12 protein-coding genes, 1 tRNA gene and 1 pseudogene are annotated in these 16,485 nt (G+C 56.2%); 8 read left to right on the forward strand and 6 right to left on the reverse strand.

Translation table 11 applies throughout. The features are described from left to right. Nucleotides 1–979, forward strand: a 979-nt coding sequence (locus K5905_RS09210; protein ID WP_297582800.1) for a hypothetical protein, incomplete at its 5' end; no start/stop codon positions are given. A gap of 69 nt (nt 980–1,048) precedes the next feature. Here K5905_RS09210 and K5905_RS09215 read toward each other — a convergent pair. Continuing rightward, a complete protein-coding gene (locus K5905_RS09215) occupies nt 1,049–1,849 on the reverse strand; it encodes an ion transporter (RefSeq protein WP_297582802.1) in 801 nt (266 codons plus the stop codon). A 157-nt stretch (nt 1,850–2,006) separates the two neighbouring features. Between K5905_RS09215 and K5905_RS09220 the strand changes: the two genes are divergently transcribed. Further along, nucleotides 2,007–2,080 (forward strand) — tRNA-Gly (locus K5905_RS09220). A 38-nt stretch (nt 2,081–2,118) separates the two neighbouring features. On the opposite strand, the gene K5905_RS09225 is transcribed toward K5905_RS09220, so the two are convergent. Beyond that, nucleotides 2,119–4,398 (reverse strand): cation-translocating P-type ATPase, encoded by a 2,280-nt coding sequence (locus tag K5905_RS09225; RefSeq protein WP_297582804.1) that lies wholly within the window; start codon nt 4,396–4,398, stop codon nt 2,119–2,121. 268 nt (nt 4,399–4,666) lie between these two features. After that, nucleotides 4,667–5,593 carry a MurR/RpiR family transcriptional regulator gene (locus tag K5905_RS09230; RefSeq protein WP_297582805.1) on the reverse strand — a complete coding sequence of 309 codons (927 nt, stop codon included), beginning with the start codon at nt 5,591–5,593 and terminating at the stop codon, nt 4,667–4,669. 182 nt (nt 5,594–5,775) lie between these two features. Between K5905_RS09230 and K5905_RS09235 the strand changes: the two genes are divergently transcribed. The 5 genes from K5905_RS09235 (at nt 5,776) to K5905_RS09255 (ending at nt 11,212) form a co-directional block, all read left to right on the forward strand. Then, nucleotides 5,776–6,282, forward strand: a complete 507-nt coding sequence (locus K5905_RS09235) for a TRAP transporter small permease (protein WP_297582806.1) — start codon at nt 5,776–5,778, stop codon at nt 6,280–6,282. Next, the gene (locus tag K5905_RS09240) at nt 6,282–7,565 is read left to right on the forward strand and encodes a TRAP transporter large permease (RefSeq protein ID WP_297582808.1); all 1,284 of its coding nucleotides are present in this window, start codon (nt 6,282–6,284) and stop codon (nt 7,563–7,565) included. The genes K5905_RS09235 and K5905_RS09240 overlap by 1 nt, the downstream gene beginning before the upstream one ends. A gap of 31 nt (nt 7,566–7,596) precedes the next feature. After that, nucleotides 7,597–8,637 carry a DctP family TRAP transporter solute-binding subunit gene (locus K5905_RS09245; RefSeq protein WP_297582810.1) on the forward strand — a complete coding sequence of 347 codons (1,041 nt, stop codon included), beginning with the start codon at nt 7,597–7,599 and terminating at the stop codon, nt 8,635–8,637. 88 nt (nt 8,638–8,725) lie between these two features. After that, nucleotides 8,726–10,192, forward strand: coding sequence for a M81 family metallopeptidase (locus K5905_RS09250; protein WP_297582812.1), 1,467 nt, complete (start codon nt 8,726–8,728; stop codon nt 10,190–10,192). Nucleotides 10,193–10,351: 159 nt separating this feature from the next. Further along, the gene (locus K5905_RS09255) at nt 10,352–11,212 is read left to right on the forward strand and encodes a transporter substrate-binding domain-containing protein (RefSeq protein ID WP_297582814.1); all 861 of its coding nucleotides are present in this window, start codon (nt 10,352–10,354) and stop codon (nt 11,210–11,212) included. Between the two features lie 3 nt (nt 11,213–11,215). Here K5905_RS09255 and K5905_RS09260 read toward each other — a convergent pair whose 3' ends face one another. Then, the gene (locus K5905_RS09260; RefSeq protein ID WP_297582816.1) at nt 11,216–12,058 is read right to left on the reverse strand and encodes a sterol desaturase family protein; all 843 of its coding nucleotides are present in this window, start codon (nt 12,056–12,058) and stop codon (nt 11,216–11,218) included. Nucleotides 12,059–12,170: 112 nt separating this feature from the next. Here K5905_RS09260 and K5905_RS09265 point away from each other — a divergent pair, with 112 nt between their 5' ends. Continuing rightward, the gene (locus tag K5905_RS09265) at nt 12,171–12,812 is read left to right on the forward strand and encodes an alpha/beta family hydrolase (RefSeq protein ID WP_297582818.1); all 642 of its coding nucleotides are present in this window, start codon (nt 12,171–12,173) and stop codon (nt 12,810–12,812) included. A 14-nt stretch (nt 12,813–12,826) separates the two neighbouring features. Here the strand turns inward: K5905_RS09265 and K5905_RS09270 are convergent, their stop codons facing one another. Together K5905_RS09270 and K5905_RS09275 are read right to left on the reverse strand one after the other, a co-directional pair. Continuing rightward, the gene (locus K5905_RS09270) at nt 12,827–16,243 is read right to left on the reverse strand and encodes an efflux RND transporter permease subunit (protein WP_297582820.1); all 3,417 of its coding nucleotides are present in this window, start codon (nt 16,241–16,243) and stop codon (nt 12,827–12,829) included. Between the two features lie 11 nt (nt 16,244–16,254). Next, a pseudogene (locus K5905_RS09275) lies at nt 16,255–16,485 on the reverse strand (efflux transporter periplasmic adaptor subunit); the annotation flags it as partial.

A 16,485-nucleotide genomic window follows, 5' to 3' on the forward strand; every position in this document is an offset into this window, starting at 1 on the left:
CTTCTTCAGCGACCGCGGTCGAAACCTGTTTTTTGGGGTCGTCGCGTTTTCCGCGGTCATCCTGGTGATGCGCCTGTTGCGACGGGCCTTGATCACCGTGATCGGCAGCCCTCGTAACCGCAGTTTTCCGGTGCGCCTGTTTGTCTTGATCTACGACCTGATGACCATCGCTCTTGCCTTCGGGACAACAATCACGATTTTCAACTATTACAACGACTGGTTCCTGACCGGTGCCATGTTGCTGCTGTTCATCGCAATCGGCTGGTTCGTTCTGAAATCGCTGCCGAGCCTGATCGAACAGGTTACCCTGCTGCTCAACCTTGGAGCGGTTCAAGAGGGAGAACGGGTCATCATCAACAATGTCCCGTGGCGCGTTTCAAAACTCGACCTTTATACGGACCTGGAAAATCCCACCCTCAGAGGCGGACACTACACGGTTCCGGTTCGCGAACTCAGGGGGCAACATTCCAGACCGATGGACGGCAGGGAAAAGTGGTTTCCAACCGAGGAAGGCGATTGGGTGCTATTGGATAACGGCTTATGGGCGGAGGTTGTCCTGCAAAGCCCGGAGGCCGTTCATCTGAGGGAAGAAGGCGGGGCAGTCTCTCACTTTACCACTCCGGCTTTCCTTGAGCAGAATCCCAAAAACCTCTCCCATACCTTTAGGGTCACAATCGAATTCGGTGTCGATTATGCCCATCAGGCAGATGCTCCGGGCGAGATACCGAAGATCATGCAGAGTTTTGTCGACCGGAAGATTCGCAGTATTTTCGGTTCAGAAAATATCCTGACGACCTTCGTGACACTGTTTCGCGCTGGAGAGTCTTCACTGGACTTTGAGATTGAGGTCGATGTCGGACCCGGAATGGGGCATGTCTACGAAACCATCGAGCATGCACTTGCACGGTTGGCAGTGGAATGCTGCACCGAAAACGGCTGGAACATTCCCTTCCCTCAACTCACAATCCACAAACCATAATCTTCAAAGCCGGCCGGCTCCACGCCGGCCTCTGTGGCTTCCGGCCTCTTCTCAAGTTTGGTCCTGTCTTCAAGCTGTCTTTTGACCGACTTCCGACCGGAGCTGTTTCAGCTCTTCCCTGAGCCCCTTTACTTCCTCCAGGATCAACACCGTGTCGTCGTGGATCGCCTGACGGTTGGCATCTGCCTCTGCATCATGTTCTTCCTGCATGGCCGAGACAATGATACCGATGAACAGGTTCAAAACGGTGAAGGCTGTACACAGAATGAAGGGCACGAAGAACAGCCAGGACATCGGATAGACTTCCATGACCGGTCGGACAATGCCCATGGACCAGCTTTCCAGCGTCATGATCTGGAAGAGCGTATAGAGCGAAGCACCGAGATCACCGAACCAGTCCGGGAATGTTTCGCCGTAAAGCTTGGTCGCCATTACCGCAAAGACATAAAATACCAGGGCCATCAAAACGACAATCGATCCCATTCCCGGCAGGGCGGCAATCAAGCCGCCGATCACGCGCCGCAGGGAGGGAACGACGGAGATGAGGCGCAGAACACGCAGGATCCGCAAAGACCGGAGCACCGTAAAAGCGCCGCTGGCCGGCATCAGCGAAATGCCGACAATCAGAAAGTCGAAGATACTCCAGGGATCCTTGAAGAACCTCAGGCCGTGCGCGTAAAGCCTCAGGATCAACTCCACCACAAAGATACCGAGGATCACCCTGTCAAAAAACAGCAGAATACCGCCAACCTGATCCATGACTTTCGGGCTGGTTTCGAGTCCCAATGTCACGGCATTCAGAACGATTATGCTGATAATGCCGATTTCCCAATTTCGTGAGATAACCAGCGCTTTGACCTGATTTCGCATTCATCCGACCTGAAGTTCAAATGATTTCCTGGAAGCGCTTTGCGCCGGCGCGAACATGGCGATTTCTTTGCCGATGCGCAAGATCAGGCGACACGGGAAAAGAAAGATCCCCAGCTTGACAGTTTCGACAAGTGGGCGCAGAAAGTTCGGAGGCCAAGCGGGTGTAGCTCAATGGTAGAGCAGAAGCTTCCCAAGCTTAAGACGAGGGTTCGATTCCCTTCACCCGCTCCAGACAGCACCCCTACTTCCAAAATCGGCTGAAGCCCTGGTCACGCGGTCTTTTCGACTTTCAGCAATCGCAGGGCATTCGCGACGACGGCCAGGGACACGCCGACATCCGCGGCAATCGCCCCCCACATGGTGGCCATACCAAAGGCAGTCAGCGCGACGAATATCGCCTTGGTTGCCAACGCGACCATTATGTTCTGCCGAATGACCGCCATCGCGTGGCGGGAATGACCGACCAGCCAGGGGAGCTTGCCGATATCGTCGCTCATCAGGGCTATATCGGCGGTCTCAATCGCAGCATCTGAACCGACCGCCCCCATTGCGATCGCGAAGTTTGCCCGCGCCATGGCCGGTGCGTCATTCACGCCGTCCCCGATCATGGCAACGGTATCGTATTCACGGGTCAATTCCTCAATGGCTGTCACCTTGTCCGCGGGCAGCAGTTCTGCACGGACATCGTCGATACCGACTTCATCGGCGACAAATTCCGCTGTGCGCTGATTGTCGCCTGTCAACATGACGATCTTTTCAACGCCCTGCGCATGCAGGCGTGCAACCACCTCCTTTGCATCGGCACGAATGCGGTCCCGAAGTTCCAGCAGGCCGAGCAGACCGTTCTTGTTGCCTACCGCGACAAGTGTACTGCCCGCGCGCTCGATTTGTTCCTTGAAATCCGCCGGGATCTCCACATTCTTTTCCGATGCGAAGCGGTCCGATCCAAGCCACACGGCTTGGCCGTCCATGATCCCCTCTACCCCCCGGCCCGGAACCGTTCGAGTGTTCTCAGCCGGCTGAATTTCGCCCGCTCGTGCAAGGATCGCCCGCGCCAATGGATGAGAAGAACGGGCTTCAAGGCCAGCAGCCACAGCCAACAGACCGGCTTCGTCGGTTGCGATCGGATAAACGCTTGCGACTTCCGGCTCACCTTCCGTAATGGTGCCGGTTTTGTCCATGGCCAGTGCCTTCAACCTGCTTGGAATTTCGACATAGGCGCCCCCCTTGATCAAGACACCACTGCGGGCAGACGCAGCCAGGGCCGCGACAATCGAAACGGGCGTGGAGATCACCAGGGCACAGGGACAGGCAATCACCAGAAGCACCAATGCGTTATAAAACCAGACTGACCACACGGCACCGAACAGAAGCGGCGGGAAGACAGCAATCACGACGGCCAACGCCATGATGATCGGCGTATATATTCTGGCAAACTTCGTCACCCATTGTTCCACCTCAGCACGGCGTGAATGGGCGTCACTGACCATCCGGGTTATTTTCGCAAGAACTGTATCGGTTGCCAGCTTCGTGGCGCGAATGGTCAGGGATCCATCGCCATTGATCGTTCCAGCAAAGACCTCGTCGCCGGCTTCCTTGGCGACCAAAGCGCTTTCTCCGGTTATCGGTGCCTGATCGACAGCGCCAGTTCCATCAATCACCTCACCATCTAGCGGAATGCGGTCACCACCGCGTACTACGAAGCGGTCACCAACAGTCACATCTGCAGCAGGCATATCCTTCTCGCTGCCGTCGGCCGCGATCACCCGTGCCGTCGGCGGTGCCAGGTCAAGCAGGGCTGCGACGGCATTGCGAGCCCGGCCAACGCTCCAGCTTTCCAGGGTCAGAGAAAGCGCAAAGAAGAACGCGACTGTCGCTGCCTCGAAATATTCTCCCAGTGCGATCGCGCCCATGACCGCAACCATCATCAGCAGGTTCATGTCCGGTGCCAGGCGGCGCGCGGCAGACCAGGCCTTGGGTGCGACAAGCCAGGCCCCGAATACAACAGCCAGAAGAAAACTGACGATTTCGACAGTCGGCATGGCGCTCTGGCCATGACCGGAAAACAGCCCCACCGCTCCGGACAGCCCCGTTTCGACGAAATGATAGGCGAACCCCAATCCCCAGAAACTGGCAGAGAGAGCGGTAAATCGTTTCTGCCGGGCCAGATGCGCCGCATGATCCTTGTCCGCGCTCGACGCATCCCACAACTTTGCGGTCATGCCTGTGTCACCGACGATCCTGATAACGGCTTCGTCCGGCAAGGGAGCCGCGCTGTCGAGAATAGTCATTCGGGCATTGAGGACATCAAAGGCCAAGTGTTCTTCGCCGCCCAGTTTAGGCGCAAGCACCTTGTTCAGGATTGCCACCTCCTCGGCACAGTCGAGCCCGTCAACTCGAAAGCTGCGCCCGACACCCAATTTCGGCACCGGTTTGGCGGAAACACTCGCGGTTCCACAACAGCTTGCCTTGTTACGGCCGTCCAGGTGTCCCTCTTCAGGGTTTTGTTTTTCGGATGAACAGGTTTTGACCTGAGCGTCTTTCAGCATCGAACTGGCTCCGGAAATTGAGTCAGCTCTTACATAGGACCTCTAGTCGCTATAGCTTCAAGCGGTTGTTTGAATTTTTTTCATGCCACTTGCAACAGCCTGCATTTGGAAGCCTGGCCCAATCTCCCTTTTCGCATCTCTCAGTCAACCCTCACAAACAAACTGCGATGGTGTGACCTGAGCAATGTGTGTTTCTGGCATGGAATTTAAATTTGAAACTCGCAACGGAGAGTGCTGAATTTATGGAGTAAATTTCAAAATCACCACACTAGTCCCCCAAGGGTTGGGGGCCGGTGCGTCCGTGATAGGCAGTAAGAGACGAACGGATACGGCGCAGGTTTTCCGTGGTTTCATCCCTTGTTTCATAGGCGACCGACATGGCAATCGCATCCAGAATGGCGAGGAAGGCGTAGCGGGTGGCTGTCGGCTTGAAGATATGGGGATCTTCCGGCAGATCAACGACGATCGGGATGGAGACGACATCGGCCAACCGTGTCCCAGGTTTTGATATGCAGATCGTCCTTGCACCATACGCCCCCGCGACTTTTGCTGCCGCGACAATCGCATCGGTTTCGCCGCTTGCAGAAAACAAGAGCAACGTGTCATCGGGTCTCAGGGTGGCGGCCCGCATCTGCAGGATATAGCTGTCATTGACCGCCATGGTGGTGATGCCCAATCTAAAGAAGCGATTGGCTCCCTCCTGGGCAAGCACTGACGACCCCCCACCCATTCCCGCCACCAGAAGCTGCTTGCAGCCAATAATCGCTGCCTTTGCGCCCTCCAGTTGCCTGGGATCAAGCTGCTTGCGCATGACATTGGTGGTCGCGTAAATCGCAGCCAGGACATGGTCGAGCGCATTTTCCACATTGGCCGGCTCTTCTCCGACATCCGCCTGGATGTATTGCAAACTCACAGCCAGGTTCTGAGCAAGCCGCAGTTTGAATTCCTTGAAACCATCACAACCGAGCGATCTGCAGAACCGGATCACGGTCGGTGTGGAAACATCCGCTGCTCCTGCGAGTTCGGCAATGGTCATTGTACTGATGCTGTCAATGTTGGCCTTGACGTAATCCGCAACGCGTTGCTCGCGCGCGGCAAGCTGGCCATCGACGCGTTCCAACGCGGAAATCAGATCTGCCACGGCGGCCTGTCCCCGATTTGGAAGTTCAGTTTGCGTGCGATCGCTTTCCGTCATTTCCCGCTCCTACACCGTCACCTGATTTGTAATTTAAGTACATTATTTTTCAAAATCCAGACTTAAGGTACATAATTTCGCCCTAACTCACGATCAATTTTGTACTTTAATTAGAAATTTCGCTTGATTTTGTAATTTTCCCTACTCATTATGTACTTCAGTTACGCACTTGGGAGGGCAGAATGCAAACGTGGGCACGTCTCACCAGCGCACGGATCAACACGATCACCGAAGCCGTTGTCGCCTTATTGATGTTGCTGCTGGTCCTTGATGTCTGGCTTGGCGTGGTCGACCGTTATTACTTTCACTGGCAACTCCCCTGGCCGGAGGTGATGGCCCGCTACCTGATGATCTGGGCTGCCATGCTTGCAATTTCCTGCGGCATCGCGCGCAGGGAACATATCGGCCTGACCGCCTTTTTGAACCTGTGGCCCAAGAAATTTCAGCGAACCGCTCTTATCGTCATGGATATCCTCGCCCTCAGCCTTTTTCTTTATGTGCTGTGGTACGGGCTTGGCTTTGCCCAAAGCGGTGCGAGCCGTCAGGCGATGATATTCGGGCTCAGCCTTGAACCTTTTTATGCAGCCATCCCGGCATCAGCAGCACTTTGCAGCGTACAGCTTGTCCTCGTTCTCATTCGCGACCTCGGCACTCATCTGGAATTCACGGCAGAAGAGGAAGCGGTCTGATGTGGGCAGGTCTGGCATTTGTACTTCTGATCCTGTTCGGTATGCCGATCGGCTTTGCAATCGGTCTTGCCGGTGTTGTCGGCCTGATCGACATGGGCGGAACCCAGTTTCTGTCCATCGGCCCCAGCAAGATCTTCAACGGATTGAATATCTTCCCCTTCCTTGCCATGCCTTTCTTCATCCTCGCCGGTGAAATCATGAATGGCATCGGCATCACCAACCGGCTCGTCAATCTGGCACAGGTTCTGGTGGGCCGCTTTCGCGGCGGCTTGGCACACACCAACATGCTGGCCTCTGTTTTCTTTGCCGGACTGACTGGTTCGGCAACCGCAGACGCGGCAGCTTTCGGCCGGACCCTGGTTCCGGCAATGGTCAAGGAAGGTTATAAACGCGACTACGCCTGCGCCGTGACCGCTGCAGGGTCCATCATTGGCCCCACCATTCCTCCTTCCGGACTCATGGTCGTTTACGGCTCACTCATGGGTGTCTCAATCGCCGGTCTGTTTGCCGCCGGAATTCTGCCCGGTCTTGTTATCTGCCTGGTCTGCATGGCGGTCATCGTCATCGGTGGCAACCGGGAAAAACTCCCAAAAGCGGTTCGCGGCGCCACCTTGAAGGAAGTCTGGTCGACATTCGTCGGCTCCCTTACGGCGCTTGCAATGCCGATCATCATTCTGGGCGGCATTCTCGGCGGTGTCGTCACCCCAACGGAGGCTGCGTCCATAGCAGTCGCCTACGCGGTTTTCATTGGCGTGTTCGTCTACCGCACCCTCAAGCTTGCCGCCTTCTATCGGATGCTGGTGCGCACGGCCAGGATCACCGGCGTTATCTTCGTCATCATAGCCTTTGCCGGCATACTCGGGTGGTGGATGAGCTTCGAACGCATTCCGCAGCTGATCGCCGAAAACGTTCTGAGCCTTTCCGACAACCGATATGCGGTCATCGCGATCATCATCGGGCTTCTGCTGGTGGTCGGCATGGTGATGGATATAACTGCGATCCTCATCATCCTTGCGCCGGTGCTAGTGCCGCTCACCGAGCAGGTCGGCCTGGAGCCAATTCACGCAGGCATAATCTTTGTGCTTGCCCTGAACATATCGCTGATGACACCGCCGGTCGGTGCCTGCCTGTTCGTTCTTTCCTCCGTGACAGGAGAAAAACTCGAACGCATCTCGATCAAGCTGATGCCCTTTCTGCTGGCCGAAATCAGCATCCTTTTCATCTTCGCGTTCTGGGAAGACGCAGCCTTGTTGCTGCCCCGCTTCCTTGGATTTGCCAACTGACCTCAAAAAGAAACCAGAGAGGACTGAAAACATGAGACTATTGACGACAGGATTGGCCCTTGCCGTAACCATGACTGCAAGCACAGCCCTAGCCGCAGGCGGCACTATCAAGTTCGGACACGACAACAAGACCGACCCATTTGAAAATCCGGCACATGCCTGCACGGCGGTGTTCTCCAACCTTGTTCAGGCCGGAACCAACGGCAGCGTCAAAGTGGAAGTCTTTGGCTCGAACCAGCTCGGCTCGGCCGCGGAACATGTTCAACAGGTACGCGACGGCCTGATCCAGGCAACGCTCACATCTACAGGGGCTCTCGCCAGCTACTATCCGCGTGTTGACGTTCTGAACCTGCCCTTTGCCTTTGCCGGCAACGAGGCGACCTACAAGGTCTTTGATGGCGATTTCGGAAAGGCGCTTGCTGCGGACATCGAGGCGACGCTCGGCGATGTTGTTGTCCTCGGCTTTCCGGACACCGGTGGTTTTTTCGCGGTGACGAACTCGCAGAAACCAATCGCAAATCTGGAAGATTTCGAAGGTATCCGTATCCGAACGATGACCTTGCCATCACACCAGAAAATCATTCAGGCGCTCGGCGCGGAAGCTTATCCGCTGTCCTGGGGCGAAGTTTATTCCGGTCTGCAAACCGGTGTGATCGACGGCCAGATGAACCCTGTTCCGATCATCTCCTTCGCCAACTTCTCTGAAGTCCAGAAGTACCTGACCCTCACCAACCACCTGTTTTCGCCTTACACTTTCATGATCAACCGGGCCTTTTACGAGGGCCTCAGCGATGACGAACGGGCGACGCTGCATGCGGCCGCAGAGAACTGCGTCACCGCCAGCCGTGGGCTTTCCCGGATTATTGAATCATCGGAGCGCGGGTTGGCGGGTCTTATGGACGCCATGGAAGTGACCTCCCTGGATGACGCACAGAGAGAGGCCATGGCAGCCGCGACACAGCCTGCGTTTGAAAGCCATGTAAATGAAAACCTCGATGAAAAGGCCGTTGAACTGTTGACCCTGTTCAAGGCGGAAGTCGCCAAGGCAAACGCGGAAACCTATCTCGACTAACGAAACAGGCCGGCGGGTAAAAAGTCCCGCCGGCTCCATTTTCAAGACAACGACAATAACAGCGCCACTTGTGAGACTGGACTATTCAATGCGCGTCTTCTGTGCGTCCATAGCCACTGAAACAAATACTTTTTCTCCTCTCCGGACTGATCTCGCCGACTTTAAAGAAAGCTTTTACGCACCTCCTGGCGAACATCCCGAAACACCGACACTGTGCAGTGGCATCTTTCCAGCGCTGCGAAAACGTGCCGGCGCGGGTGAAATTACACTGATTGAAGGCACCGCGACCTGGGCAGAACCGGGAGGCCTCGTCAACAAGTCGACCTGGATCCACTTGCGTGAGGAAGTTCTCGAGCAGCTTCGGGCCGCATTGCCGGTCGATGCCGTGATCCTGGGGCTTCACGGGGCGATGATCGCCGACACATGTGTCGACTGCGAAGGTGACCTGATCGCCGCCACACGCCAAATTTCCGGCCCTGACACAAAAATCGGCGTGACCTTCGATCCGCACAGTCACCTCAGCGCCAAAAGAGTTCAAAACGCCGATATCATCACGGTCTTCAAGGAATTCCCGCATACCGACTTTGCCGAAACGGGTGAAGCCTGCGTAGACCTGACATTGCAGGCGGCGCGCGGTGAAATCGCCCCGGTTCATTCGGTGTTCGATGTCCGCATGATCGAAGTCCTGCCGACAAGCCGCCCTCCGATGCGCGGGTTCATCGACAGGTTAACGCAGCTGGAACAAACAGGTGCAGCTCTGTCTGTCTCTGCGATCCACGGGTTCATGGCAGGAGACTCCCCGGATCTCGGCGCCAAGATCCTCGTGACAACGGACAATTCGAAACAGGAAGGAGACCTGCTGGCGGAAAAACTGGGTCTGGAACTGTTCTCGTATCGCGGCACGACGCGGCCTGAGTTTTTGACGCCCGGCGCTGCCCTCGCGAAGGCAGCCGCCCATCCAGACGGCCCGGTGGTCATCGCTGATGTCTGGGACAATCCCGGTGGCGGGGTCGCCGGCGATTCAACCATAATGCTGCGGCGCGCGCTTTCAATTGGTCTGAGCGATATCGCTTTCGGCACGATCTGGGATCCGATGGCGGTCCGACTGTGTCATGCAGCCGGTGAAGGCGCTCGCCTGAAACTTCGGTTCGGCGGGAAAACCTCTCCGGATGCCGGCGACCCGGTTGATGGCGACGTCACCGTACTCAGGACACAAAGGAACGCGGTGCAGAGTTTTGGTCAGTCTGTTGTCCCGCTCGGAGATTGTGCGGTCATCGAAATCGCTGGCATAGAAGTGGTCCTGAATTCCAACCGGGCTCAGACTTTCTCACCGGATCTTTTCACAAATCTCGGTATTGATGTTGCGGCCAGGAAAATCCTGGTGGTCAAGTCCACAAACCATTTCCACGGTGCATTTGAAACCGTTGCAGCGGAAATTCTCTATTGCGCTGTCGACGGTCCCTATCCAAGTGATCCCAGGCGTAATGCCTACAAGATGCTGGAACGCCCGATCTGGCCAATCGTCGCGAACCCTCACGACACGGAAGCCGCTTAGGCAATCCTGACCAGTTCTCATGGGCCGGTGATATTGCACCGGCTTAACCGCATATTCCGTGCTGACAATCCGGTATGGAACAAGATACTCTGCCTTCACACCCGATTTGGCAGCCTGACATCCGGTCCGCTGCGCTTGCTGAGATTTCAGGAATTCCATGTGAGGACAGTGTTTAAGATCTCCATTCGTTCTTTGTGTGCATGGCTTTGCCTGATTTCCGTTCTTGCAACCTCGGCAACTGCCGCAAGTGCCCAGGGGACAAATGTACGTGTTCCGAATTTCTGGGACCCGAAAGCCGTTCACGACCGACCGGCATCCATCCCTGACAAGATCCAGTTTCTGGCAACCGACGGCTATCCGCCATTTGTCTTTCGCGACCCTCAGGGCCGCCTGACGGGCTTCAATGTCGATCTCGCACGCGCCCTGTGTCAGGAACTTGGAAGTTCCTGCGCACTCCGGATCAAGGACTTCGATGTTCTGCTTCCGGCACTGGAGGAAGATGAAGGCGATGCAATCATCTCCGGCTTGTCAAAGAGCCTGCCGAGCACAAAGCGTCTGAATTTCACCGAAGATTATCTGAAACTGCCCGCGAGGTTCATTGTTCGCGATCCCGGGGGCCAGGATTTCAGTGAGCAAAACCTGAAAGACAAGATCATTGCCGTGGAAGCCGGATCCCGGTTCGAAGCCTTTGCCGACCGGTTCTGGCCGGAAGCGGAGATCCTGGTTCTTGAGACCTCAGCCGAAGCCCGCGACGCCGTGAAATCGGGAACAGCCGATGCCCATTTCGGCGACGGCCTGAGCCTCTCCTTCTGGCTGCCAAGTGAAGCTGCCGACGGCTGTTGCAGGTTCGAAGGCGGGCCATGGCTGGAAGCCGGTTACTTTGATCAAGGTATGGCGATTGCCACCCGGGCGGAAGATCCGGAACGTGCCGCTGCCCTCAACTACGCACTCCGGCAACTCTACCAGAAGGGCATCTACCAGGAGCTCTACCTGCGATACTTTCCCTTAAGCTTCTACTGAGGCTTATTCCTGAGCTTCCCACTTGTCTCCGCGGCCTGACTGGCGTTGCTTGTTTTCGAAAAACGGGATTGCAAGGCTGAACGGGAAGGAATGCGATTTGGGTGTCAGGGACGGACCAAGACCGATTTCCATATTATCGTGCCCCTTTTCCGGTTCTTCCACGTAAGTACCGAAAAGCCGATCCCAGATGGAGAGGTAAAATCCATAGTTGGAATCCGTTTCGCGGCGTATGACCGAATGATGGATCCGGTGCATGTCCGGCGTCACGATCAGCAACCTGAGCAGCCAGTCGAGCTTTGCCGGAATTCTGACATTGGCGTGACCGAAGACGGCTGAGGCGTTCAGCACGATCTCAAAAATCAGCACCGCCTCGACGGGACCACCAAGCACAAAGATCACCAGTCCCTTCCAGACGAATGAAAGCAGGATCTCAATCGGATGAAATCTGAGTGCGGTCGTGGCATCCACATCACTGTCGGCATGATGCACCCGATGAACTCGCCAGAACAAAGGCACTTTGTGTGACATGAGATGCTGGAACCAGACTGCAAGGTCGAGCACCAGAAAGGTGACCGGTCCCGCGATCCAGCCAGACCATCCGAGCGTACCGAACAGTCCCCAACCACGCTCCTCAGCCAGAAGGGCCAAGCCGACGCCACCGATCGGGAAAATCAGCCTGACCAGAAGCGAATCCAGAAGAATGAAGCCCCAATTGGTCGGCCAGCGTTTCATCCGGCCATTCTTGAGGTTCCTTCTCGGCAATCCGGCTTCCAGCAGAGCCATGATCAAAAAGATACCGCCGAAACAAGCCATACGGATCTGATTGATGTCTAACTGTTCAAACATTCGGTTCTGCGCTCATTCTCAATTGAAGCTTCTTGCCAAGGACTTCCAGTCTCTATAGGCCAGGATCATATCCCTGTTTACTTCTTTTACCGCTGCGACAGATCACATCATCATGACTGCCTTTCTCTGGAACCGTCCTGAAACCCCTCCCCTGGCGACTCTTCTCATGGCCCACGGTGCCGGCGCACCGATGGATTCCGCTTTCATGAACAGACTTGCCGAAGCTCTGGTTGGTGAGGGTATTTCAGTTGCCCGGTTCGAATTTGCCTATATGGCCGGGCGGCGAACCGGCGGGCCAAAGAAGCCCCCTCCGAGGGCCGACAAGCTGATCGGGGAGTTCCAGACGGCTCTTCAGACATTGATGAACGCTACCGAGGGATCGCTTTTGCTGGGCGGCAAGTCCATGGGGGGGCGTGTGGCTGCTATGCTTAGTGGCGGCGGTTCGCTGCCTGGACGTGTCGCGGGTATCTGCTGCTTCGGCTATCCGTTCCATCCGACAGGAAAACCGGAGGCGGACTGGCGCCTGGCTCCGCTTGAGGATGCCAAACGCCCTGTCCGGATTCTTCAGGGGGATCGTGACCCTTTCGGCTCCAAAGCGGAACTCGACGAGATAACGTTACCGGCTCATGTTTCCATGACCTACCTGGAAGACGGAAACCATGATTTCGGTCCACGCGGGAAGTCACCAGCCACTCTGGACGGCAATATTCAACTTGCTGCCAAGGCAACAGCGGAATTTGCGTGCGCGCTTTGACACCTTCCGCAGGTTCACTCTGCCGGTGTGATCTCTTGCCCCGAAGCTGGTGGTCCCGTGATTTCCTGTCCGCGTTCTGTCCGCTTCCGGCGCACCAGGATCATACTGGCAATGTCATCGCCGATCATCACCAGAGCAGGTACCAGGATCAGAACCAGAGCGGTGGCTGTCGCCAGGCCGAACACGATGGTGATTGCCATCGGCAAAAGGAACTGTGCCTGCAAACTCGTTTCAAACATCAACGGCAACAAACCACCTATCGTCGTCATCGAGGTCAGAAGGACAGCCCGCAGCCGGTCGCAGCTTGAGGAGATGGCGGCCGAATCCAGGTCTTCTCCCAAAGCCATGCGTTCCTGCAAACGCGCGACAAGAATGATCGAGTTGTTGACCAGAATACCGGACAGACCCAATAGGCCGATCATGCTCAGGATGGTCAGGTTGAAGCCCATCAGATAGTGACCGACGATGGCTCCGACAACGCCGAACGGGATTATTGACATCACAATGAATGGGCGTGAGTAGCTCGCGAAAATCGCTGCCAGAATGATGTAGATACCGACGACCGCCATCAGCACTCCCGTCAGCAGGTCGGCGAATGCAGTCGACTGTTCCTCGGCCCGTCCGGCAAAGGAATACTCAAGTCCATATTTCTCAGCCAGCTGCGGCAGGAAAGTCTCATTGAGTTCTGCAATGATCTGGTTGTTCGAGGTAACAGTGCTGTCGACATCGGCAACCACGGACACGATGGTTTTTCCGTCGCGTCTCAGGATTACGGAAAACCCTTGTGCGTCGGTCAGATTTACGATCTCGGTCAAGGGAACGAATTCACCATCGGGCGCGCGAAGTGACAATTGCCGCAAGGCTGCCGTGCCGTCTTTTTCAAACACCTGACTGACCCGGACGGAAACCTCTTCATCGCCCTCGGCAAAACGCGTAGCGATGTTTCCTTCAAAGGCATTGCGGATCTGGCGCGCGGCGCTTTCAACAGTGAAGCCAAGTGCACGGCCGCGCGGTGTCAGTTCGACCAGGAGTTCAGGCTTGCCGTATGGCAGGTCGTCTTCAACGCCGCTTGTGCCGGGAAAAGCGGAAAGTTCCTGCTGCAGCTCTCCGGCGGCGGTCTTCAAATCTTTCAGCGATGTACCGCTCAGACGAATATCAAGATCCCGGCCCGGAGGTCCGCCACGGCGCTCGGCGATTGCAACACGTGATATTCCCGGCACATCGGGAACAGCTGCTTTCCAGGCCTTCACAATCTCCGGCGTCCGGGTGCTGCGCTCTTCGGAAAGTGACAGCTGAACCGAGATCTCGGCCAGGTTGTCACCACTGTTGTTGCCTGCCTTGCCTTTGGTCACAAAGGTGGCAACCACCAGGCTCTCATCATTTCCTTCAGTCAAATCCGTTTCGGCGTCCAGCAACGCCTGTTCTATGCGCTTGATGCCGGCAATTGCTTCTTCTTCCGGAATACCTGCATGGAAGAAGACGGAAGCAGTCAGATTTTCTGCTTCGGGAGACGGGAAGAACGTGAAACCGACCCGGCCACCCCGAACCAGGCCGACAGCCAGGATCATGGCAGCGATGGCGACAGCCAGCGTCACATAACGCCAATGAACGGCACCGGAAACAAAAGCCCTGAACGGGTAATCGCGGAACCAGTTAAACCCTGCATCAAACCCGCGGCGGAACCAGCTTGGCTTGTCTTCTGTCTGCTGACGCTGCCTGGCGAGGCGCAAAGTCCGAAGGAGGCTTTCAACGGCAAGCGCAAGCAGGAAGCAGGTCGTAATGATGATCATTTCGATGACAAAGACGCCGGTCGTCTCCATCAGGCTGCGGAGCGGGTCATCGATAGCGTCAAGATAGGGAGGCACCGCCATGTCGGGTCGCGAGACCAACCCGCTGAAGAAGAATGCCGGTGCTCCGGCCAGGATGACCACGCGCCACCAGCTCCACCCGGGCCGACTTCCCAGTGCATGTGACAAATGTCCCGGCAGAACCAGAAAACACTCGATCAGAGAGGCGATAACAACGGAAACCACGACAACCGGCAACGTGCCCATGATCTGGCCAAGCACGTCGCTGATCACGAGGATCGGCAGGAAGGCGGCAATCGTTGTCAGGCTGGCAGCAAATATCGGCGCCAGCATCGTTGTCGCGCCATTGACGGCTGCATCTTCGGGACTGTCTCCCATACTTTGCCGCGTCGCCGTATGCTCCCCGACAACGATCGCATCATCGACAATCACGCCCAGCATCATGATCAATCCGAACATGGAGATCATATTGATGCTTTCGCCCAGCAGCCACATGATGCCAAGGGTCGCCATCATGGCAACCGGAATTCCGGCTGCGACCCAGAGCGCAATACGGGCGTTCAGGAAGAGGAACAGGATCGCGACGACAAGAACCAACCCGGACAGACCGTTCTTGACAAGGAGATTGATCCGGCCTTTTACCGCGTCGGCGCGAACGTCATATTTCAGGAGTTCCAGAGACTGGGGCAATTGCGGTGTGATTTCGGCCAGATAATCGTCCACCACCTGCGCCGCCTTCAGCGTATCGGTGTTTTCTGTGCGCAGTATCTGCAACTCGATTGCGCGCATACCGCCGGAAAAGCCTTGGCTCTCCGACGAGCTGTAGTCCCTGACCACGGTGCTTATGTCTTCGATAAGGACTTTCTCACCGGAGCTGAAAGACTTCACTTCCACGCGCCCGACAGATTCCGGAGAACGCTCTTCCGAAAGAGCCCGGATCTGACGTTCAACTGCGCCATCCAGATTTCCGGCCGGAAGATCGACGGTATTGCCGGCAATCTGCCCGGCGACATCAGAGACCGTCAAGTCCAGACGTCTTAATTCCCGTTCGGGAATTTCGACGAGATATTCCGGCGAGCGGTAACCGGAAAGTTCAACCTTGTCGATGCCGCGCTCCAGAAGGTCGTCGCGGATCTGACGCGCAAACACTTTCAGGGCCTGTTCGGAAAACGGCCCGCGCAACGCAATTGTTGCAACACCATCGGTGAAGGTCGTCACGGATATGGTGGGTGTTTCTGAATCCACTGGCAAGGTCGTAAGACCGGAAATCGCCTGCTCCACATCGGACAGCGCCAATTGCATATCCGTGCCTTCGACGAATTCCATACGCACCGACGCCGAGCCTTCGCGGGCGTAGGATGTGATCTCATCCAAGCCGTCGATGAAACGCAGTTCCGGCTCAACCACTTCCAGAATATTGGAGGTTACGTCCTCCGCACTGGCTCCCGACCACTCGATCGAGACCGAGATCATTTCCGTCTTGATCGTTGGGAAAAATTGCGTGTTGAGTTTGGAGAGACCAAAAGCGCCAAACAGAACCATGATCGCCATGATCAGATTGGCAGCGTTCGGGTGCCGGACGATAACTTCAAGTAGTCCGCGCGATCTTCCAAGAGTTGCCATAACGCTCTCCGTTACTGGTTCACGTTATCGGTGGCAGCCTGACGGTCAGCGGTTTCCGGCCGGATTGCAGGCGTTTTCACCTCTCTGACCAAAAGACCCTCTCCAGCTTCCGGAATGCGCGTCGCCAGCAAGGCTTCCCCTGCTTGCAGCGCTCCATCGACCAGGACAAAACCGTCATCGATGGCAAGCGACGTTACTTCGCGCGGTTCAAGGCGGTTGTCCTTGATGACGTAGACCGTGCC

Origin of the sequence: Roseibium sp., assembly GCF_025698965.1 — a bacterium.
Lineage (GTDB): Bacteria > Pseudomonadota > Alphaproteobacteria > Rhizobiales > Stappiaceae > Roseibium.